Source organism: Pseudomonas sp. RL (assembly GCF_000647775.1).
Taxonomy (GTDB): domain Bacteria; phylum Pseudomonadota; class Gammaproteobacteria; order Pseudomonadales; family Pseudomonadaceae; genus Serpens; species Serpens flexibilis.
The window spans coordinates 15,894-36,684 of the sequence record NZ_JBOY01000013.1 but is presented as its reverse complement, the minus strand read 5'-3'; the positions used below and the strand labels follow the sequence as shown (position 1 = coordinate 36,684).

Here is a 20,791-nt window from a genome sequence, read left to right as displayed (position 1 = left end):
CTAGCCGCCGAAATCGTCGAGCAGGATGTTCTCCGGTTCGACGCCGAGGTCGGTCAGCATCTTGATCACCGAGGCGTTCATCATTGGCGGGCCGCACATGTAGAACTCGCAGTCCTCAGGAGCGGCATGGCTCTTGAGGTAGTTCTCGTACAGCACGTTGTGAATGAAGCCGGTGTAGCCGGTCCAGTTATCTTCCGGCAGCGGGTCGGACAGTGCCAGGTGCCAGGTGAAGTTCGGGTTCTCTTCGGCCAGCTTGTTGAACTCGTCCACGTAGAAGGCTTCGCGCATGGAACGGGCGCCATACCAGAAGCTGATCTTGCGCGTGGACTTGAGGCGCTTGAGCTGATCGAAGATGTGCGAACGCATCGGCGCCATGCCCGCGCCACCGCCGATGAAGACCATCTCGTTGTCGGTGTCCTTGGCGAAGAATTCGCCGAAGGGTCCGTACACGGTGATCTTGTCGCCCGGCTTGAGGCTGAACACGAAGGAGGACATCTTGCCGGCAGGAATGTCGTCACGACCGGGCGGCGGCGAAGCAATACGGATATTGAACTTCACGATGCCCTTCTCTTCCGGGTAGTTCGCCATGGAGTACGCGCGGATCACGGTCTCGTCGACCTTGGACACGTAGCGCCACATGTTGAACTTGTCCCAGTCGCCGCGGTACTCGGGCTGGATGTCGAAGTCCTTGTAGGCGACGGTGTGCGGCGGGCATTCCAGCTGCACGTAGCCACCGGCGCGGAAGTCCACGTTCTCGCCTTCCGGCAGACGCAGGGTCAGCTCCTTGATGAAGGTGGCCACGTTGGGGTTGGACTCCACCGTGCATTCCCACTTCTTCACGCCGAAGACTTCTTCCGGCACTTCGATCTTCATGTCCTGCTTGACCGGAGTCTGGCAGGACAAGCGCCAGCCGGCGGTCGCCTCGCGGCGGGTGAAGTGCGAGGCCTCGGTGGGCAGCATCTCACCACCGCCACTCTCGACGATGCACTTGCACTGGGCGCAGGTACCGCCGCCGCCACAGGCCGAGGACAGGAAGATGTTGTTGGCCGCCAGGGTCTGCAACAGCTTGCCGCCGGCCGGAACGGTGATGGTCCGCTCGCCGTTGATTTCGATATTGACGTCGCCGCTGGAAACCAGCTTGGCGCGCGCCGCCAGGATGATCACCACCAGTGCAAGCACGATGGCGGTGAACATGCCGATGGCAAGGAAGATTTCGTAGTTCATCTGATCATCCCGTCCTTACAGCTGCACGCCGGAGAAAGACATGAAGCCCAGCGACATCAGGCCGATGGTGATGAAGGTGATGCCCAGTCCCTGCAGCCCTTCCGGTACGTCGCTGTACTTGAGCTTCTCGCGGATACCCGCCAGCAGCGCAATGGCCAGCGCCCAGGAGAAGCCCGAGCCGACGCCGTAGACCACGCTCTCGGAGAGGTTGTAGTCGCGCTCCACCATGAACAGGGTGCCGCCCATGATGGCGCAGTTCACGGTGATCAGCGGCAGGAACACGCCGAGGGCGTTGTAGAGCGCCGGCACATACTTGTCGAGCAGCATCTCGAGGATCTGCACGATGGCGGCGATCACCCCGATGTAGCTGAGCAGGCCGAGGAAGGACAGGTCCACCTCGGGCAGTCCAGCCCAGCTCAGCGCGCCTGGCTTGAGCAGGTAGGCGTAGATCAGGTTGTTGGCCGGCACGGTGATGGCCTGCACGACCACCACGGCGACGCCCAGACCGATCGCCGTCTCCACTTTCTTGGAGATGGCGATGAAGGTGCACATGCCGAGGAAGAACGCCAGGGCCATGTTCTCGACGAACACCGCCTTGACGAACAGGCTGATGTAATGCTCCATCAGAACGCCTCCTTGTTGGACACTTGCGGGGCCATCGTGAAGGACGGTTTCTCGACCTGCTCCTTCTTCCAGGAGCGCAGCGCCCAGATGATCAGACCGATCAGGAAGAATGCCGACGGCGGCAGCAGCAGCAGGCCGTTGGGCAGGTACCAGCCACCGTCATTGATCACCGGGATGATGGTGTAGCCGAACAGCTTGCCGGCACCGAACAGCTCGCGGATCACGCCCAGCACGATCAGCATGGCGCTGTAGCCCAGGCCGTTGCCGATACCGTCGAAGAACGACAGCAGCGGCGGGTTCTGCATGGCGAACGCTTCGGCGCGACCCATCACGATGCAGTTGGTGATGATCAGGCCAACGAACACCGACAGCTGCTTGGACAGCGAGTAGGCGTACGCCTTGAGCACCTGATCCACCACGATCACCAGCGAGGCGATGATCACCATCTGCACGATCATGCGGATGCTGCTGGGGATCTGGCTGCGGATCATCGAGATGAACAGGTTGGAGAAACCCGTCACCAGGGTGAGCGCAATGGACATCACCAGCGCGGTCTTGAGGTTGGAGGTGACCGCCAGGGCCGAGCAGATGCCGAGGATCTGCAGGCCGATGGGGTTGTTGGCGAAGACCGGATTGAACAGGACTTCCTTGATGGTGGGTTGCGACATGCTCACGCCTCCCCTGCACGAAGTTTGGCAATAAAGGAACCGAAGCCGTTCTCACCCAACCAGAAATGCAGCAGGTTGTTCACGCCGTTGCTGGTCAGGGTGGCGCCGGCCAGGCCGTCGACCTGGTGGATCGCCTTCGGGCTCTGTGCGTCGACGTTGCCCTTGACGATCTGCACGGCCAGGTTGCCGTTCTCGTCGAACAGCGACTTGCCGAGCCACAGCGATTTCCACTTGGGATTGTCGACTTCGCCGCCCAGGCCGGGGGTTTCGCCGTGCTGGTAGAAGCCGAAACCGGCCACGGTGTTCAGGTCGCCTTCCACGGCGATGAAACCGTACAGGGTCGACCACAGGCCGTAGCCACGCACCGGAAGCACCAGGGTCTGCAGTTCACCTTCGCTTTCCACCAGGTACACGGTGGTGTAGCGCTCGCGGCGCTTGATTGAGGCGATATCCTGCTGGCCCGGCAGGGCCTTGGACAGTTGCGGATCCTTGGCGGCCGCCAGCGGGTCGAAGCTGGTCGGATCCAGTTCGTCGGTGAAGGTGCCGGTTTCCAGATCGACGACCCGCGCGGTGATGCGCTGCGCGTACAGGTCACGCACCTGACGGGCACTCATGCCCGCCTCGCCCAGACCGGCGATGGACAGGATGCTACGCTGCTTGTCGAGCTGGCGGTTGGCTTCCTGGGTCGGGCGCAGGGCCACGGCGGCGCCGGCGACGAACACCGAGCAGACCAGGCAGACCAGCAGGGCCACCGTCAGGGTGCGAGCGGTGGATTCTTTCTGATTAGACATTGCGTGCCAGCCTCCGCTTGATGTTGGCCTGAACGACAAAGTGGTCGATCAGCGGTGCACACAGGTTGGCGAACAGGATCGCCAGCATCATGCCTTCGGGGAAGGCCGGGTTGACCACGCGGATCAGCACCACCATCAGACCGATAAGGATGCCGAACACCCACTTGCCGGTGTTGGTCATGGACGCCGACACCGGGTCGGTGGCCATGAACATCATGGCGAAGGCGAAACCACCGGTGACCAGGTGCCAGTACCAAGGCATGGCGAACAGCGGATTGGTGTCCGAACCGAGGGCATTGAACAGGGTGCTCAGCGCGATCATGCCGATCATCACGCCGGCGACGATGCGCCAGGATGCGATCTTGGTCAGCAGCAGCACACCACCGCCCAGCAGGATGGCCAGGGTGCTGGTCTCGCCGATCGAACCGTGCATGAAGCCGAAGAAGGCGTCGCTCCAGGTCAGGCCCTGGGCGGTGATCGCCTCGATGCCACCCTGGGCGCCGAGACTCAGCGCGGTGGCGCCGGCATAGCCGTCGACCGCGGTCCAGACCGCATCACCGGAGATCTGCGCCGGGTAGGCGAAGAACAGGAAGGCACGACCGGCGAGCGCCGGGTTGAGGAAGTTCTTGCCGGTACCGCCGAACACTTCCTTGCCGATCACCACACCGAAGCTGATGCCCAGCGCCACCTGCCAGAGCGGAATGCTCGGCGGAACGATCAGGGCGAACAGCACGGAGGTGACGAAGAAGCCTTCGTTGACCTCGTGCTTGCGGATGGAGGCGAACAGCACTTCCCAGAAGCCGCCGACGATGAAGGTCACCGCGTAGATGGGCAGGAAGTAGGTAGCGCCCTGGACGAAGTTGTCCCACAGGCTGTTCGGGTCGAACCCGGCCAGCATGCCGGTCAGCGCAAAACGCCAGCCTTCCTGCGCCGCCAGCAGCTCGGGGCTCTGGGCGAAGATCAGGTTGGCCTGGTAACCGACGTTCCACATGCCGAAGAACATGGCCGGGAAGGTGCACAGCCACACCGTGATCATCATGCGCTTGAGGTCGATGCCGTCACGCACGTGAGCGGTGGTGCGGGTCACACTGCCGGGGCGGTAGAAGAAGGTGTCGATCGCTTCGTAGAGCGCGTACCACTTCTCGTACTTGCCGCCTTTTTCGAAGTTGTGCTCGATCTTGTCGAGGAATGCGCGAATACCCAAGGCTTAGCCCTCCTTCTCGATGCGAGTCAGGTTGTCCCGCAGGATGGGGCCGTACTCGTACTTGCCGGCGCACACATAGCTGCACAGCGCCAGGTCTTCCTCATCGAGTTCCAGGCAGCCGAGCTTCTGTGCGGTTTCGGTATCGCCGACGATCAGGGCGCGCAGCAACTGGGTCGGCAGGATGTCCAGCGGCATCACTTCCTCGTAGTTGCCGACCGGCACCATGGCGCGCGGGCTGCCGTTGGTGGTGGTGGTGAAGTTGAACAGCTTGCTGCCCATCAGCTTGGACACGAAAACGTTCAGTACCGAGTGCTTGTTCACGCCGGCACGCAGGTAGTGGAGCATTTCGCGCTCCTTGCCTTCGGCCAGGCAGGAAACCTGCTGGTGGTAGCGACCCAGGTAGGCCAGTGCGCCATGGGCGGTACGGCCACCGAACACCGAGCCGGAGATGACCCGGGAATTGCCCGGGTTCAGCTGACCGGCGGTCAGCTCGTCCAGATGCGCGCCCAGACGGGTACGCAGCAGACGCGGTTGAGTCACGACCGGACCACCCAGGGCCACCACGCGCTCGACGGACAGTTCACCGGTGGTGAACAGCTTGCCGATGGCAATCACATCCTGATAGCCGATGGTCCAGACGCTCTTGCTGGCGCTCACCGGGTCCAGGAAGTGCACATGGGTGCCGGCCAGACCGGCCGGGTGCGGACCGGCGAAGGCCGCGGTGTGCACATTGGCCAGGCTCTCGCCCGGCAGCTGCACGCCTTCGGCCTTGCACAGCTGCACCTTGGCCAGGCGCGCCAGCACCTGCAGACCCTGAGCAAAGGCATCGGCCTGATCGGCGATGACGACCTGCGGATCGGCAGCCAGCGGATGGGTGTCGATGGCAGTGACGAAGATGGACGAGGGAACGGCGTCGACGGCAGGCACCTTGCTGTACGGACGAGTGCGCAGCGCCGTCCACAGGCCGGACTGCTGCAGATTCTCGCGAACCTGCGCGTCGCTCAGCTGTCCAAGCGCTTCAACCGGGTAATGAGCGAATCGCACCGTTTCATCGCCGTCCAGGTCGATGACCACGGACAGCAGGACGCGCTTCTCGCCCCGGTGAATCGCGCTGACCACGCCGGCACCCGGCGCGGTGTAGATCACGCCCGGGTTCTTCTTGTCAGAAAACAGCTCTTGACCCAGCTTGACGCGATCCCCGACCTGAACAGCCATGGTCGGTTTCATGCCGTGGTAGTCGGGCCCCAGCAGCGCGACGCTGCGCACCGGCCGAGCCGGCTCGATGCGCTGCGCCGGAGCGCCGGCGATGGGCAAATCAAGCCCACGTTTTATTCTGATCATCAGGATGCCTAACCAGTAGTTGAAATTTTCGCTTCGGCAATCCCTGCGCATTGGACCAAGGTCCAATTGCCGACGAAAGGAAGTTTCGTCGCATGCACAAAGTCTGCCGAACCCCTAAAAAATCCGGCCGATTATAAGGACGCACCCTACAAAATGGCCACCGGGATGGCGCTATTTTCTTGATCCAAAACAGTCAACCCGTCGAACGGGGGCATATTGCCGCAGCGCACAGGCGCATGCGAAAGCAGCCCCTCGGCCGAGCGAAGCTGAGCGCGCACGCCCCAGCAACGGACCGCAAATGAAAAACGGGAGCCGAAGCTCCCGTCCTTGTGACGCCCGCGAAGCGGTTAGCGCGGGAAGGCCGGCGGGTTGACCCCAGCCATGTCTTCCATCACGCGCACCACCTGGCAGCTGTAGCCGAACTCGTTGTCGTACCAGACGTACAGGACGACACGGTTTTCGTTGCAGATGGTCGCTTCGGCGTCGACCACGCCGGCATGGCGCGAACCGACGAAGTCGGTGGACACCACTTCCTGGGACTGCACGAAGTCGATCTGCTTCTGCAGCTCCGAGTGCATGGCCATCTGGCGCAGGTACTCGTTGATCTCCTCGCGGTCGGTGGCCTTTTCCAGGGTCAGGTTGAGAATGGCCATGGAAACGTTCGGCGTGGGCACGCGGATGGCGTTGCCGGTCAGCTTGCCCTTGAGCACCGGCAGGGCCTTGGCGGCAGCGGTGGCTGCGCCGGTCTCGGTGATCACCATGTTCAGCGGAGCGCTGCGACCACGGCGGCTGCCCTTGTGGAAGTTGTCGATCAGGTTCTGGTCGTTGGTGTACGAGTGAACGGTCTCGACATGGCCATGGACGATGCCGAACTTGTCATAGACGGCCTTGAGCACCGGCACGATGGCGTTGGTGGTGCAGGAGGCCGCGGAGACGATCTTGTCTTCGGGGGTGATTTCGGCATGGTTGATGCCATGCACGATGTTCTTCAGCGCACCCTTGCCTGGGGCAGTGAGGATCACGCGATCCACGCCCGGGCACTTCAGGTGCTGGCCCAGGCCTTCGGCGTCACGCCACTTGCCGGTGTTGTCCACCAGCAGGGCGTTCTTGATGCCGTACTGGGTGTAGTCCACCGAAGACGGATCGTTGGAATAGATCACCTGGATCAGGTTGCCGTTGGCGGTGATGGTGTTGTTTGCCTCGTCGATGACGATGGTGCCGTCGAACGGACCATGCACCGAGTCGCGACGCAGCAGACTGGCGCGCTTGGCCAGGTCGTTCTCGGCGCCCTTGCGCACGACGATGGCGCGCAGGCGCAGGCCGTCGCCGCCACCGGTCTTCTCGATCAGGATGCGCGCCAGCAGGCGGCCGATACGACCGAAGCCGTACAGCACCACATCGGTGCCTTCGCGCTTCTCGCCGCGCTTGTTGGCCAGGCTGGCCAATTCTTCGCGCACGAAGGTGGCCAGGTCGGTGCCGCCGGCTGCCTTGTACTTGGCGACCATCTTGCCCAGGTCGACCGACGCGGCACCCAGGTTCATCTCGCTCATGGTTTTGAGGATGGTGTAGCTGTCATGCACCGACAGCTCGTCTTCGCCGCTCAGGCGGTGACGGGCAAAGCGGTGCGCCTTGAGAATGGCGATCACCGAACGGTTGATCAGGCCGCGACCGAAGATCGAGGTCACCACATTGTTGTTGCGGTAGAGCTGACCGATCAGCGGAATCATGGCCTCGGCCAGAGCTTCGCGGTCGATCCACTCACCAAGACATTGGTCGGGCTTCTGAGTCACAGGCAGTACCTTCGCTACATGTAGGACGGAAAAAAAGGGGCTACATTATGCCGGCGAGCCACGGACGGGGCAATCGGCAGCCGTTTCGAGGCACCAGTGTAGCCCTCCCGGCGCGCCGCACTTGCAAACGACGGCATCCACGGTGCCTGCCTCGGCTCGGCACGTTACAATTGCCGACTTTCGTTCCCCGATCCGAGTCGCCCGTGTCCGTACTGCGTCTTCCGACCCTGCCGTCCGCGGCAGGCAAACAGCACTGGGGCAACCTGCCTGGCGCCGCCCTGTCCCTGGCCATCGCCGAGGCCGCCAGCGCGGCCGGCCGGCGCCTTACCCTGCTGCTGACTCCCGACAGCCAGAGCGCCGAGCGCCTGAAGGAAGAGCTCGCCTTCTTCGCGCCAACCCTGCCGGTGCTGCACTTCCCCGACTGGGAAACCCTGCCCTACGACCAGTTCTCGCCGCACCAGGACATCATTTCCCAGCGCATCGCCACCCTCTACCGGCTGCCGGAGATCCGTCACGGCATATTGGTGGTGCCGGTCAACACCGCCCTGCATCGCCTGGCGCCGACCCGCTTCCTGCTCGGGCGCAGCCTGGTGCTGGACGTGGGCCAGCGCCTGGATGTGGAGGACATGCGCGGGCGGCTGGAAGCCGCCGGCTATCGGTGCGTGGAAACCGTCTACGAACACGGCGAGTTCGCCGTCCGCGGCGCGCTGCTGGACCTGTTCCCGATGGGCAGCGACACGCCCTACCGCATCGACCTGTTCGATGACGAGATCGAGACCTTGCGCACCTTCGACCCGGAATCCCAGCGCTCGGTGGACAAGGTCGAATCGATCCGCCTGCTACCGGGCCGCGAGTTCCCGCTGGACAAGAAGTCGGTCACCGATTTCCGCGGCCGTTTCCGCGAGCGTTTCGATGTGGATTTCCGCCGCTGCCCGATCTATCAGGACCTGAGTACCGGCATCACCCCGGCGGGCATCGAGTACTACCTGCCGCTGTTCTTCGAGAAAACCTCGACGCTGTTCGACTATCTGCCCGAAGACACCCAGGTATTCTCTCTGCCGGGCATCGAGCAGGCCGCCGAGCAGTTCTGGCTGGACGTGCGCAACCGCCATGAGGACCGCCGCCTGGACCCCGAGCGCCCCGTCCTGCCGCCGGCCGAACTCTTCGTTCCCGTGGAGGACTGCTTCGCCCGCCTGAAGCGCTGGCCCCGCGTGGTCGTCGACAGCCAGGACCTGCAAACCGGCGTCGGCCGTGAGCGCTTTCCGGCCCGGCCGCTGCCCGATCTGGCGCTGCAGGCCAAGGCCGCCGAGCCGCTGGCCGCGCTGCGCCGCTTCCTTGAGGAGTATTCCGGCCGCGTGCTGTTCAGCGCCGAGACGGCAGGCCGTCGCGAAGCGCTGCTGGAGCTGCTCGGCCGCCTGAAGCTCAAGCCCCGCGAGGTGAATGGCTGGGTGGACTTCCTGGCCAGCGGCGAACGGCTGAACATCTGCATCGCGCCGCTGGACGAGGGGCTGCTGCTCGACGACTTGGCGCTGATTCCCGAAAGCCCGCTGTTCGGCCAGCGCGTCATGCAGCGTCGGCGCCGGGAGAAGACCCGCGACCACGGCGACAACGTCATCAAGCACCTCACCGAACTGCGTGAGGGCGCCCCGGTGGTGCATATCGATCACGGTGTCGGCCGCTATCAGGGTCTGGTCACCCTGGACTATGACGGCCAGAGCAACGAGTTCCTCGTCCTGCAGTACGCCGACGACGCCAAGCTGTATGTGCCCGTCACCAGCCTGCACCTGATCGCCCGCTACACCGGCAGCGACGAGGCACTGGCCCCGCTGCACAAGCTCGGCTCCGAACAGTGGCAGAAGGCCAAGCGCAAGGCCGCCGAGCAGGTGCGCGATGTGGCGGCCGAGCTGCTGGACATCTATGCCCGTCGCGCGGCCCGCAAGGGCTATGCCTTCAAGGACCCTGCCGCCGACTACGAAACCTTCAGCGCCGCGTTCCCGTTCGAGGAAACCGTCGACCAGGAAGCGGCCATCGAGGCGGTACGCCACGATATGCTGGCCAGCAAGCCCATGGACCGCCTGGTGTGCGGCGACGTCGGCTTCGGCAAGACCGAGGTGGCCATGCGCGCCGCCTTCATCGCCGTGCACAGCGGCAAGCAGGTCGCCGTGCTGGTGCCCACCACCCTGCTGGCCGAGCAGCACTACAACAGTTTCCGCGACCGTTTCGCCGACTGGCCGGTGCGCGTCGAAGTGATGAGCCGCTTCAAGTCAGCCAAGGAAATCGCCGACGCCGCCGCGCTGCTGGCCGAGGGCAAGGTGGACATCGTCATCGGCACCCACCGGTTGCTGCAGAACGACATCCGCTTCAAGAACCTGGGCCTGCTGATCATCGACGAGGAACACCGCTTCGGCGTGCGCCAGAAGGAACAGCTCAAGGCGCTGCGCAGCGAGGTGGACATCCTCACCCTCACCGCCACGCCGATTCCGCGTACCTTGAACATGGCGGTGGCCGGCATGCGCGACCTGTCGATCATCGCCACGCCGCCGGCGCGTCGCCTATCCGTGCGCACCTTCGTCATGGAGCGCCAGCCGGCAGTGATCAAGGAAGCCCTGCTGCGCGAACTGCTGCGCGGCGGCCAGGTGTACTTCCTGCACAACGACGTGAAGACCATCGAGAAGTGCGCCGCCGAACTGGCCGCGCTTGTGCCCGAGGCGCGCATCGCCATTGGCCATGGGCAGATGCCCGAGCGCCAGCTGGAACAGGTGATGAGCGACTTCTACCACAAGCGCTTCAATGTGCTGGTGGCCTCGACGATCATCGAGACCGGCATCGACGTGCCCACCGCCAATACCATCATCATCGAGCGCGCCGACAAGTTCGGCCTGGCCCAGCTGCACCAGCTGCGCGGCCGGGTCGGCCGCAGCCACCACCAGGCCTACGCCTACCTGCTTACTCCGCCGCGCCGGCAGATGACCGAGGACGCGCAGATGCGCCTGGAAGCCATCGCCAACGCCCAGGACCTGGGCGCTGGCTTCGTGCTGGCCACCCACGATCTGGAAATCCGCGGCGCCGGCGAACTGCTCGGCGAGGGCCAGAGCGGGCAGATCCAGGCGGTGGGCTTCACCCTGTACATGGAAATGCTCGAACGCGCGGTCAAGGCCATCCAGAAGGGTGAACAGCCGAACCTCGACCAGCCGCTGGCGAGTGGCACCGAGATCAACCTGCGCGTCCCGGCGCTGATTCCGGACGACTACCTGCCCGATGTGCACGGTCGCCTCATCCTCTACAAGCGCATCGCTTCGGCGCCGGATGAAGACGCCCTCCAGGAACTGCAAGTGGAGATGATCGACCGCTTCGGGCTGCTGCCGGAGCCGGCCAAGCACCTGATCCGCCAGACACTGTTGAAACTGCAGGCCGAGAAACTGGGCATCCAGAAGATCGACGCCGGTCCGCAGGGCGGGCGCCTGGAGTTCTCCGCCAATACCTGCGTCGACCCGCTCACACTGATCAAGTTGATCCAGAGCCAGCCGAACCGCTACAAGTTCGAAGGCGCTACCCTGTTCAAGTTCCAGGTGCCCATGGAGCGCCCGGAAGAACGTTTCAATACGCTCGAGGCCCTGCTTGAACGCCTCGCTCCACAACCTGCCTGAAGGACCCGCCCGATGCGCTTAATCCGTCCCTTCGCCCTGCTGCTGGCCCTGCTGGCTCCGCTGGCCCAGGCGCAGACCGCGCCCGCCACCGAAAGCACCGGCCCGGTGCCCTACCATCTGGAAGTGGTGCTGTTCCGCCAGGGTGAACCCATCGCCAGCGGCCAGCCGGCCCCGGAGGACTGGACTCGCAATGCCGACCTGCGCGCCAGCGATCTGCGCGCCAGTACGCGGCTGGACGCGGAAGTGGCCAAACTGACACCGGAGAACGGCTACGAGGTGCTGATGCACCGCGCCTGGCGCCAGACCCTGGGCCCGACCGCCACCCGCGTGGCGATCGGCGAAGGCGAACCGCAGCTGGGCCAGTATCCGGTGCAAGGCACCTTGCGCCTGCGCCTGGATCGCCTGGTAGAAATGCAGGCCGAGCTGTGGGTCAACCAGCTGAATGAAGGGCAGATCGTGCAGAGCGAGCAGATCAAGCAGAACCGCCGCCTCAAGCCGGGCGAGCTGACCTTCGTGGATGGCACCAGTCTGGGGCTGCTGGTGCGTGCCACGCCGGAATAAGGCGGTCCGGCCCGCACGAAGCCTGTAGGGTGGGCAACGTTTTCCTTGCCCACCATCGCGCCGGCACGGCGCGCTTGCGGCCAGAACAGCGCTGACCGCACTACAACCCTGCCACCACCTGTAGCATCGAGGGTGGGACGGCCCCTAGTGAAAAGCCGCTACACCAATCCCGCACTACGAAGTTCGCTCAGCGCCTTCAGCCAGCGCGGCCGCTGCTTGTATTCGCAGGTCGCGTAACCACGGCCGCGCATGCTGGCCAGGCGCTGCGGCGCCTGAACCCGCAAGCGCTGCAAGGCGGACAAGGCCAGCTCCGCCGCGGCCCGGTCATTGCACACCAGCCCCATGTCGCAGCCTGCGGTCAGTGCCGCCTCGATGCGAGCCGCCGCGTCGCCCGCCACGTGGGCGCCGGCCATCGACAGGTCATCGCTGAAGATCACACCCTTGAAGCCCAGCTCGCCGCGCAGGATGTCCTGTAGCCAGCGACGCGAGAACCCGGCCGGCTGCGGATCCACTTCCGGGTAGATGACATGCGCCGGCATGACCGCCGCCAGGTCTTGCGCCAGCCGGGCGAAGGGCTGCAGATCGCAGGCGCGGATCTGTTCGAGGCTGCGCCCGTCACGGGGGATGGCCACGTGGGAATCGGCTTCGGCCCAGCCATGGCCGGGGAAGTGCTTGCCAGTGGCGGCCATGCCGGCCTGGCGCATGCCACGAATGAAGGCACGTGCCAGCCGGGCCGCCCGCTCCGGGTCGCTGGCGAAGGCGCGATCGCCAATCACCGCGCTGTGGCCGTGATCCAGGTCCAGCACCGGAGCGAAGCTCAGATCCAGACCGACCGCCAGCACCTCGGTGGCCATCAACCAGCCGCAGTGCTCGGCCAACGGCTCGGCCCGGGCGCACTCGGCGATCCGGCGCATGGCCGGCAAGCGCACGAAACCCTGGCGAAGACGCTGCACCCGCCCGCCCTCCTGGTCCACTGCCAGCAGCAGGTCGGGACGCAGGGCGCGGACCGCGGCAATCAGCTCGCGAACCTGACGCGAACATTCGATGTTGCGGGCAAACAGAATCAACCCGCCGACCTGCGGCTGGCGCAGCAGTTGGCGATCCTCGGCGGTCAGCCAGGTGCCGGCGATGTCCAGCATCAGGGAACCCTGCAAAACAGTGCTCACGGAAAAATCCTTATGACAATGGTGCACCGGCCCACTGTGGACACGGCGCTTCGTCGATACGCACCGGGCAGTAGGCCGGCACGCGGGGAAACAGCTTCAGCAGGTCACGGTTGCGCAAGCGTACGCAACCGTGGGACCCGGGCACACCCAAGGGCTCGCAATCCGGCGTGCCGTGCAGATAGATGTAGCGACGGAAGGTATCCACTTCGCCCAGCCGATTGCGTCCTGGCTCACAGCCGCTGAGCCAGAGAATCCGGGTCAGGATCCAGTCGCGCGCCGGGAAAGAGGCATGCAGTTCCGGCGTCCAGATTTCGCCCGTCCAGCGCCGACCGCGCAGCACCGCACCCTCCGGCAGACCCTCGCCGATCTTCGCCCGCACGTAATGAAGGCCGCGCGGCGTGCAGCCGCTGCCCAGCCGCTCACCCGCTCCGTTGAGCGCGGTGGAAACCGGCACGCGCAGGCACAGCACGCCGTCAGCGAAGCCATACAGGCACTGATCGGCGAGCGAGATATGCAGGAAGTCGAGAGCAGGCATGGCATGACGGCCCGGAAACAGGCCGCTAGCTTAGCGCATGCCTACGTGGAGCCCAACCGCCCGGCGGTCAGGCCTTGGCGGGCGCATTGCCGGATTTGCTGCGCGGCTTGAGCTGAGCCGCCATCAGGTTCGGATCGGTGAGACCCGTGTCGGCGCGCGCGCCAGCGGCCAGGAACGGAACCATCATGCGCATGACCTGTTCGGTGGAGGTATGCACGCCGTAGTCGTTCTCCGCCATGGCGCGCAACGCCTTGATACCCGACATGCTGAAGGCCGCCGCTCCGAGCATGAAATGCACGCGCCAGAACAGTTCCAGCGGCGGAATCTTGGGCGCGGCCTCGATCACCAGCAGCATGTAGCGGCGAAACACCCGGCCATAGACCTCCTCCAGGTACTTGCGCAAATGGCCCTGGCTCTGGCTGAACGCCAGCCCCAGCAGGCGCATGAAGATCGACAGGTCATTGCCGCTACGCGGCTTCACGGCCAGTGCCTGCTCCAGCAGCAGCTCGAGCAGCTCTTCCAGTTCCGGTTTATGCTCCGGCAGTGCCTGTCGGCGATCCAGTTCCTTTTCCAGGCTGGCGCAGAATGGCCCGAGGAAGCGCGAGAATACCGCCTGGATCAGCGCCTTCTTGGAGCCGAAGTGATAGTTGACCGCCGCCAGATTGACACCGGCCTTGCTGGTGATCAGCCGCAGCGACGTTTCGGCAAAGCCCTTTTCGGCGAACAGCTGTTCCGCCGCATCGAGTATCCGCTCCACGGTTTCTGACTGAGCCATCGTCTTCATTCACCTGACAAACACTTGTTTGAAACATACGTTTTCGGTTGCGCCCAGTCAAGGCAACTTGCCGCAGGCATCGCAGCACTTGCGCACTTCGGCGATCGTCCGGGCGCCTGGTGATTGGCGAGCGGCAAAAACACTGTATATAATCCCAGCAACTGGATAAATACACAGAGGCTGGACATGCTGAAACTGACGCCCCGCCAAGCCGAGATTCTGGCCTTCATCAAGCACAGCCTGGAGCGCCACGGCTACCCGCCCACCCGCGCCGAGATCGCTCAGCAGCTGGGCTTCAAGTCACCCAACGCCGCCGAGGAACATCTCAAGGCCCTGGCCCGCAAGGGCGCCATCGAGATGATTCCCGGCGCATCCCGGGGCATCCGCATCCCCGAAGGCGAGCAACAGGAAAGCGACGAGGGCGGCCTACCGGTCATCGGCAGGGTCGCGGCAGGCGCTCCGATCCTCGCCCAGGCGCATATCGAAGACACCTTCAAGCTCGATGCCGGCATTTTCAAACCGCGCGCCGACTATCTGCTGCGGGTCCGCGGCATGAGCATGAAGGACGCCGGCATTCTCGATGGCGACCTGCTGGCCGTTCACGCCACCCAGGAAGCCCGCAATGGGCAGATCGTAGTCGCCCGCCTCGATGAGGAAGTCACCGTCAAGCGCTTCAAGCGTGACGGCAAACACGTCTGGCTGCTGGCGGAAAACCCCGAGTTCGCCCCCATCAAGGTCGATCTCGAGCACCAGCAACTGACCATTGAAGGCCTCAGCGTCGGTGTCATTCGCCGCTAGCCGGCAAGGAGCTTCCCATGCAGTACCAGCAGCAGATGCCCGATCGCTTCCAGCCTTCCCTGTTCGATCCTCTGCTGCTGCCCCTTGGGGAAGCCAGCGAACCGGCGGAAACCGCCGACCATGTCAGCGAACTGTCGCTGCGCGGCGCGGCCGGGCATTGCCTGAGCCTGCTGGGACCCATCCTGCGGGAACTGAGTCAGGCAGCGGATGCCCGCTGGCTGACACTGATTGCCCCGCCCTCGCCGCTCACACCGGCCTGGCTGCGCAGCGCTTCGCTGAACCGCGAACGCATTCTGCTGCTGCAGGCCCGGGACCGCCAATCAGCCTTCAAACTCGCCTGCGAAGCCCTGCGGCTGGGGCGCAGCCATACCGTGGTCAGCTGGCTGCCGCTGTCGGCTCAGGAAAGCCGGGCACTGGCCCGTGCAGCCCGCCAAGGCTGCGCACAGAGCCTGAACATACGCATGAGCTGAGCGGATTCAGTGCAGAACCCGCGGGCCATCCGACTCGGGAAGCTCACCTTCGACCAGTCGACCGGCCATCTGCAGTCCGGCACTCAGCATGGCCTTGGCTACCTCGACGTGCTGCCCCTGCAGGAATTCGCGAGCGTCAGCGGAGAACTCCAAGGTCACCAGCGTTTCCTCGTCTTCGGCGCGGCGCAACGCGATTCGGCCATCAGGCAGTTCGACGATTTCCAGGAAAGCGGTCGGCATAATTTCGATCCCAGCGAGAGGGCTCGCATTGTAGCAGCCCGACAGACATTGCCCTAGTGGTCGGACGAAGGGCCGGGGATACACGGCGCTGTGGCCGTGGCCGCTCCTGCCAAGCCAGCCTTCAGCTGTCGACCATCGCCTCGCGAAAGCGCAGAGCCAGGGCTTTGAGCTCGGACTGCCAAACCGTCAGCATCCCCGCATCGACAGGCAACGTCGATGGCGCGGCGCTGGTGACGATCAGCCCGTCGTTCTCGGCCGGCTTGCGCGGCGCCAGGGGCGGTACAAAGAGTGCAGCATGGGCTTCGCGCAGGGCGGACAGCCAGCTGTCGCCACGCGCCGCCAGCTGGCGCAGCTCCGCCAGTTCGGGGCAGTCGGCAGCAATGCCCAGCAGAGATTCCACCGCTGGCACATCGGCACCGGGCAGGCGATAGAAGCCGGCGATCTCCTGCAACAGACCGAGCAGTGCGCCGTGAAGGTGGAACAGCGCCGCCTCGCGCTCGGCCTGGGCACGACCCGCGGCATCCAGTACGGCGCTCTGTTCGGCTTCACGCAGCGCCTTGATGGCGAGACCGGCGAAGTAGAGCTTCTGGTTGGTTCGGGTATAGCGTTCCTGGGCCACGACGGCGCCCTCCGGTAATCTGCGGTACGTGCCGCGGCCTGGGCCGCGGCCCTGTTCAGCGCTTGTCTTCGACCTTCCACTGCCCGTTGGCATAGAAGGCACGCCAGCCGGTGGGCTTGCCATCCACCTCGGACTGCACGTACTGCTCCTTGCTCTTGCGGCTGAAGCGGATCACCGCCGGACGGCCGTCCGGGTCACTGGGCGGCGCGGACAGCAGGTAATGGTGCTTGGGATCCAACTCGGCCTTGTGCGGCAGCAGCTCAAGCACCAGCGGCGCGCGGGTCTCGCGGTTCTTGGGGAACTGGCTGGCGGCCAGGAACAGCCCCGAAGCGCCATCACGCAGCACATAGGTGTCGCTCACCTTCTCGCACTTGAGCTCCGGCATCGGAATCGGGTCGCTCTTGGGCGGCGCCGCCTCGCCGCTCTTCAGCAGCTTGCGGGTGTTCTTGCAGCTGGCGTTGGTGCAGCCGAAGAACTTGCCGAAACGGCCGGTCTTGAGCTGCATCTGGCTGCCACACTTGTCGCACTCCAGGCTCGGGCCTTCGTAACCCTTGATGCGGTACTGGCCCTGCTCGATCTCGTAGCCACTGCAATCCGGATTGTTGCCGCAGATATGCAGCTTGCGGGTTTCATCCAGCAGGTAGGCATCCATCGCCGTGCCGCATTTCGAGCAGCGATGCTTGTTGCGCAGCAGCAGGGACTCGGATTCCCCCTCGTCGTCCGCGGCGATCTCGTCGCCCGGCACCAGGTTGAGGGTGGATTTGCAACGCTCCTTCGGCGGCAGGCTGTAGCCGGAGCAACCGAGGAACACCCCGGTCGAGGCGGTGCGGATCATCATGGGGCGGCCGCATTCCTTGCACGGGATGTCGGTCAGCGTCGGCTGGTTGGCGCGCATGCCGCCCTCGCTGGCCTCGGCGCGGGCGAGCTGCTGGCTGAACCGGGCATAGAAGCTGTCCAGGAGGTTCTTCCAGTCGCGCTCACCCTGGGCCACATCGTCCAGGCGCTCTTCCATGCCAGCGGTGAAGCCGTAGTCCATCAGATCGGCGAAGCTCTCCGACAGGCGATCGGTGACCACATCGCCCATCTTCTCGGCGTGGAAGCGACGGTTGTGCACGGTGACGTAGCCGCGTTCCTGAATGGTAGAAATAATCGCCGCATAGGTGGACGGCCGGCCGATGCCGCGCTTCTCCAGCTCCTTGACCAGGCTGGCTTCCGAGAAGCGCGCCGGCGGCTTGGTGAAGTGCTGGCTGGGGTCGAGCTTGAGCAGGTCGAGCGTTTCGCCCTCGGCCATATCCGGCAATACATCGTCTTCGCCCGGCTTGCTCTGTTGCGGCAGCACGCGGGTATAGCCATCGAACTTGAGGATGCGGCCCTTGGCGCGCAGTTCGAAATCGCCGGCGGCCACGCTGACGGTCGTCGACAGGTACTGGGCGGGCGGCATCTGGCAGGCCACGAACTGGCGCCAGATCAGTTCATAGAGACGCTCGGCGTCGCGCTCCATGCCCGACAGCTGATTCGGACGCAACTGGACATCGGAAGGACGAATCGCCTCGTGCGCCTCCTGAGCGCCCTCCTTGCTGGAATAGAGGTTCGGCTTTTCGGGCAGGTACTTCGAGCCGTACTCGGCCTCGATGAAACCGCGCGCCATGGCGATGGCGTCCTGCGACAGGTTGGTCGAGTCGGTACGCATGTAGGTGATGTAGCCCGCTTCATAAAGGCGCTGAGCCATCATCATGGTCTTCTTCACACCGAAGCCCAGGCGATTACTGGCCGCCTGCTGCAGCGTGGAGGTAATGAACGGCGCGGAGGGCTTGCTGGAGGTTGGCTTGTCCTCGCGCTTGGCGATGCGATACGCCGAGCGCTTGAGGCGCTCCAGGGCGGCCATGGCCTGCGCCTCGTTGACCGGCTTGAACGCCTCGCCCTGTTCGCGCACGACTTCGAAACGCACCTTGTCCTGTCGCGCCGTGCCGAGGTCGGCATGGACTTCCCAGTACTCTTCCGGGACGAAGGCGCGGATTTCGCGCTCGCGCTCGACCACCAGCTTGACCGCCACCGACTGCACGCGACCGGCGGACAGGCCACGGGCAATCTTGGCCCACAGCAGGGGCGAGACCATGTAGCCGACCACGCGGTCGAGGAAGCGGCGTGCCTGCTGGGCATTGACGCGGTTCAGGTCCAGCTCGCCGGGGCTGGCGAAGGCTTCCTGGATCGCCTTCTTGGTGATTTCGTTGAACACCACGCGCTTGTAGCGGCTGTCATCGCCGCCGATGGATTCGCGCAGGTGCCAGGCGATAGCCTCCCCCTCGCGGTCCAAGTCGGTTGCGAGGTAGATGGTGTCGGCGTCCTTGGCCAGGCGCTTGAGCTCCTCGACCACCTTTTCCTTGCCGGGCAGGATTTCGTACTGGGCTTTCCAGCCGTGCTCCGGATCGACACCCATGCGCGCGAACAATTGGCGCCGGGCCTTCTCCTTGGGCGAGAGGGTCGCGCCTTCGGCAGCGGCCTTGCCGCGCTTGGCCGGCTCCTTGGCGGCGCTCGAGCCGCTGGTCGGCAGGTCGCGGATGTGGCCGATACTCGACTTCACAACGTACTGGCTACCCAGATACTTGTTGATGGTCTTGGCCTTGGCCGGTGATTCCACGATGACCAGCGATTTACCCATGGGTTGGAGAATTCCTGACAAATAAATAAAGGAAGGGGGCCGCCTTGCGCGGAACCGCTATATATAGTGGCGATCACGCCAAGGTCAAGCTGCCGGCGTCAAGGCTCCAACTCCGGCTTGAGTCCGATCAAGGGTGGTTCTTCCCGCACCAGCGCGAAGCGCGGCAAGCGCTCGCCATTCAGATCGACCGTTTCGCAGAACATGCGCAGAGGCCGGATCCACAGGCCGTATTCGCCGTACAGCGCCTGGTAAATCACCATTTCCTCTTCGTTCTCCGAATGGCGGGCCACACCGAATACCCGATATTCATGCCCCTTGTAGTGGCGATACACGCCAGTCGTTATGCGCATCGATACCACTCCGATAACACAGGATGCATTTGCGTCAGCAGGTATCGGCAGCCGCGCTGAAAACCACACCCGCTTTTTGCACCGACAAACCAAAAAAGAAAACCGGGGCACGAGGCCCCGGTCTTTTCGATCCCGTTCGCTTAGACGCGTTCGAAGACCGTGGTGATGCCCTGGCCGAGACCGATACACATGGTCGCGACGCCGAGGGTGCCACCGTTCTGCTTCATCACGTTCAGCAGGGTGCCGGAGATACGGGCACCGGAGCAACCGAACGGGTGACCCAGTGCGATGGCGCCGCCGTTCAGGTTGACCTTCTGGTCCATCTTGTCCAGCAGCTTGAGGTCCTTCAGCACCGGCAGGGCCTGGGCTGCGAAGGCTTCGTTCAGCTCGACATGATCGATGTCGTCCATGCTCAGACCAGCGCGCTTGAGCGCTTTCTGGGTGGACGGCACCGGGCCGTAGCCCATGATCGCCGGGTCGACACCGGCTACCGCCATGGCGCGCACCACGGCCATCGGCTGGATGCCCAGGTCCTTGGCGCGCTGGGCGCTCATCACGATCATGCAGGACGCGCCGTCAGTGATCTGCGAGGAGGTACCGGCGGTCACGGTGCCACCCTTCGGGTTGAATGCCGGCTTCAGCGAAGCCAGGCCTTCGTAGGTGGTTTCCGGACGGATGGTCTCGTCGAAGTCGAACACCTTCAGGAAGCCGTTCTCGTCGTAACCTTCCATCGGGATGATCTCGTCCTTGAACTTGCCTTCCTGGGTGGCGGCCCAGGCGCGCTGGTGAGAGCGCACGCCGAACTGGTCCTGGGCCTCACGGCTGATGCCGTGCATCTTGCCCAGCATTTCGGCGGTCAGGCCCATCATGCCCGAGGCCTTGGCGGCGTACAGGGACAGCTGCGGGTTCGGGTCCACGCCATGCATCATGCTGACGTGGCCCATATGCTCCACCCCGCCGACCACGAACACGTCGCCGTTGCCGGTCTGGATCGCCTGCACGGCGGTGTGCAGGGCGCTCATGGAGGAACCGCACAGGCGGCTGACGGTCTGGCCGGCGCTGGTGTGCGGGATCTGGGTCATCAGCGACGCCATGCGGGCGATGTTCCAGCCCTGCTCCAGGGTCTGGTTGACGCAACCCCAGATCACGTCCTCGACCTCGGCCGGGTTGATCTTGTCGTTGCGCTCCAGCAGTTTGCTGATCAGGTGCGCCGACATGGTCTCGGCGCGGGTGTTGCGGTGCATGCCACCCTTGGAACGGCCCATCGGGGTGCGGCCGAAGTCGACAATGACGGCGTCTCTCGGATTCAGACTCATTTCTCTATATCTC

At 64.4% G+C, this 20,791-nt stretch carries 19 protein-coding genes; 4 read left to right on the top strand and 15 right to left on the bottom strand.

The genetic code is table 11. The features are described from left to right. From nqrF to AS93_RS0103565, 7 genes are all read right to left on the bottom strand, one after another. Positions 1 to 1,224, bottom strand: coding sequence for an NADH:ubiquinone reductase (Na(+)-transporting) subunit F (nqrF, locus tag AS93_RS0103595; protein WP_027589323.1), 1,224 nt, complete (start codon positions 1,222 to 1,224; stop codon positions 1 to 3). Between the two features lie 15 nt (positions 1,225 to 1,239). Continuing rightward, the gene (nqrE, locus tag AS93_RS0103590; RefSeq protein WP_027589322.1) at positions 1,240 to 1,848 is read right to left on the bottom strand and encodes an NADH:ubiquinone reductase (Na(+)-transporting) subunit E; all 609 of its coding nucleotides are present in this window, start codon (positions 1,846 to 1,848) and stop codon (positions 1,240 to 1,242) included. Beyond that, positions 1,848 to 2,522 (bottom strand): NADH:ubiquinone reductase (Na(+)-transporting) subunit D, encoded by a 675-nt coding sequence (locus AS93_RS0103585; RefSeq protein WP_175444378.1) that lies wholly within the window; start codon positions 2,520 to 2,522, stop codon positions 1,848 to 1,850. The genes nqrE and AS93_RS0103585 overlap by 1 nt, the downstream gene beginning before the upstream one ends. Further along, positions 2,519 to 3,307: a Na(+)-translocating NADH-quinone reductase subunit C gene (locus tag AS93_RS0103580; RefSeq protein WP_027589320.1), complete on the bottom strand. Its 789-nt coding sequence runs from the start codon at positions 3,305 to 3,307 to the stop codon at positions 2,519 to 2,521. The genes AS93_RS0103585 and AS93_RS0103580 overlap by 4 nt, the downstream gene beginning before the upstream one ends. Continuing rightward, on the bottom strand, positions 3,300 to 4,511 hold the full coding sequence (locus AS93_RS0103575) for an NADH:ubiquinone reductase (Na(+)-transporting) subunit B (RefSeq protein ID WP_027589319.1): 1,212 nt from the start codon (positions 4,509 to 4,511) through the stop codon (positions 3,300 to 3,302). The genes AS93_RS0103580 and AS93_RS0103575 overlap by 8 nt, the downstream gene beginning before the upstream one ends. Positions 4,512 to 4,514: 3 nt before the next feature. Further along, complete coding sequence (locus AS93_RS0103570) at positions 4,515 to 5,852, bottom strand: Na(+)-translocating NADH-quinone reductase subunit A (RefSeq protein ID WP_027589318.1); 1,338 nt, start codon at positions 5,850 to 5,852, stop codon at positions 4,515 to 4,517. Positions 5,853 to 6,199: 347 nt separating this feature from the next. Then, positions 6,200 to 7,642 (bottom strand): glyceraldehyde-3-phosphate dehydrogenase, encoded by a 1,443-nt coding sequence (locus tag AS93_RS0103565; RefSeq protein WP_027589317.1) that lies wholly within the window; start codon positions 7,640 to 7,642, stop codon positions 6,200 to 6,202. 203 nt (positions 7,643 to 7,845) lie between these two features. Between AS93_RS0103565 and mfd the strand changes: the two genes are divergently transcribed. Both mfd and AS93_RS0103555 read left to right on the top strand, forming a co-directional pair. Continuing rightward, on the top strand, positions 7,846 to 11,289 hold the full coding sequence (gene mfd / locus AS93_RS0103560; protein WP_027589316.1) for a transcription-repair coupling factor: 3,444 nt from the start codon (positions 7,846 to 7,848) through the stop codon (positions 11,287 to 11,289). A 12-nt stretch (positions 11,290 to 11,301) separates the two neighbouring features. Beyond that, entirely contained in the window at positions 11,302 to 11,850 is a 549-nt protein-coding gene (locus tag AS93_RS0103555) for a CsiV family protein (protein ID WP_027589315.1), read from the top strand. Positions 11,851 to 12,008: 158 nt separating this feature from the next. Here the strand turns inward: AS93_RS0103555 and nagZ are convergent, their stop codons facing one another. The 3 genes from nagZ to AS93_RS0103540 form a co-directional block, all read right to left on the bottom strand. Next, entirely contained in the window at positions 12,009 to 13,004 is a 996-nt protein-coding gene (gene nagZ / locus AS93_RS0103550) for a beta-N-acetylhexosaminidase (RefSeq protein ID WP_155956101.1), read from the bottom strand. A gap of 22 nt (positions 13,005 to 13,026) precedes the next feature. After that, positions 13,027 to 13,551 (bottom strand): L,D-transpeptidase, encoded by a 525-nt coding sequence (locus AS93_RS0103545; protein WP_027589313.1) that lies wholly within the window; start codon positions 13,549 to 13,551, stop codon positions 13,027 to 13,029. A 67-nt stretch (positions 13,552 to 13,618) separates the two neighbouring features. Further along, positions 13,619 to 14,326: a TetR/AcrR family transcriptional regulator gene (locus AS93_RS0103540; RefSeq protein ID WP_027589312.1), complete on the bottom strand. Its 708-nt coding sequence runs from the start codon at positions 14,324 to 14,326 to the stop codon at positions 13,619 to 13,621. A 186-nt stretch (positions 14,327 to 14,512) separates the two neighbouring features. Between AS93_RS0103540 and lexA the strand changes: the two genes are divergently transcribed. Together lexA and sulA are read left to right on the top strand one after the other, a co-directional pair. Next, entirely contained in the window at positions 14,513 to 15,124 is a 612-nt protein-coding gene (gene lexA / locus AS93_RS0103535; protein WP_027589311.1) for a transcriptional repressor LexA, read from the top strand. 17 nt (positions 15,125 to 15,141) lie between these two features. Beyond that, positions 15,142 to 15,594, top strand: a complete 453-nt coding sequence (gene sulA / locus AS93_RS0103530; protein WP_027589310.1) for an SOS-induced cell division inhibitor SulA — start codon at positions 15,142 to 15,144, stop codon at positions 15,592 to 15,594. Between the two features lie 6 nt (positions 15,595 to 15,600). On the opposite strand, the gene AS93_RS0103525 is transcribed toward sulA, so the two are convergent. The 5 genes from AS93_RS0103525 to fadA all read right to left on the bottom strand — a co-directional run bounded on the left by AS93_RS0103525 (position 15,601) and on the right by fadA (position 20,778). Further along, entirely contained in the window at positions 15,601 to 15,834 is a 234-nt protein-coding gene (locus tag AS93_RS0103525) for a hypothetical protein (protein ID WP_027589309.1), read from the bottom strand. A gap of 121 nt (positions 15,835 to 15,955) precedes the next feature. After that, a complete protein-coding gene (locus AS93_RS0103520) occupies positions 15,956 to 16,453 on the bottom strand; it encodes a DUF6586 family protein (RefSeq protein ID WP_027589308.1) in 498 nt (165 codons plus the stop codon). 55 nt (positions 16,454 to 16,508) lie between these two features. Continuing rightward, entirely contained in the window at positions 16,509 to 19,112 is a 2,604-nt protein-coding gene (gene topA / locus AS93_RS0103515; protein ID WP_027589307.1) for a type I DNA topoisomerase, read from the bottom strand. 98 nt (positions 19,113 to 19,210) lie between these two features. Continuing rightward, positions 19,211 to 19,462, bottom strand: a complete 252-nt coding sequence (locus AS93_RS0103510; RefSeq protein WP_027589306.1) for a DUF1653 domain-containing protein — start codon at positions 19,460 to 19,462, stop codon at positions 19,211 to 19,213. Positions 19,463 to 19,602: 140 nt separating this feature from the next. Then, positions 19,603 to 20,778: an acetyl-CoA C-acyltransferase FadA gene (gene fadA / locus AS93_RS0103505; RefSeq protein WP_027589305.1), complete on the bottom strand. Its 1,176-nt coding sequence runs from the start codon at positions 20,776 to 20,778 to the stop codon at positions 19,603 to 19,605. Positions 20,779 to 20,791: the final 13 nt, after the last annotated feature.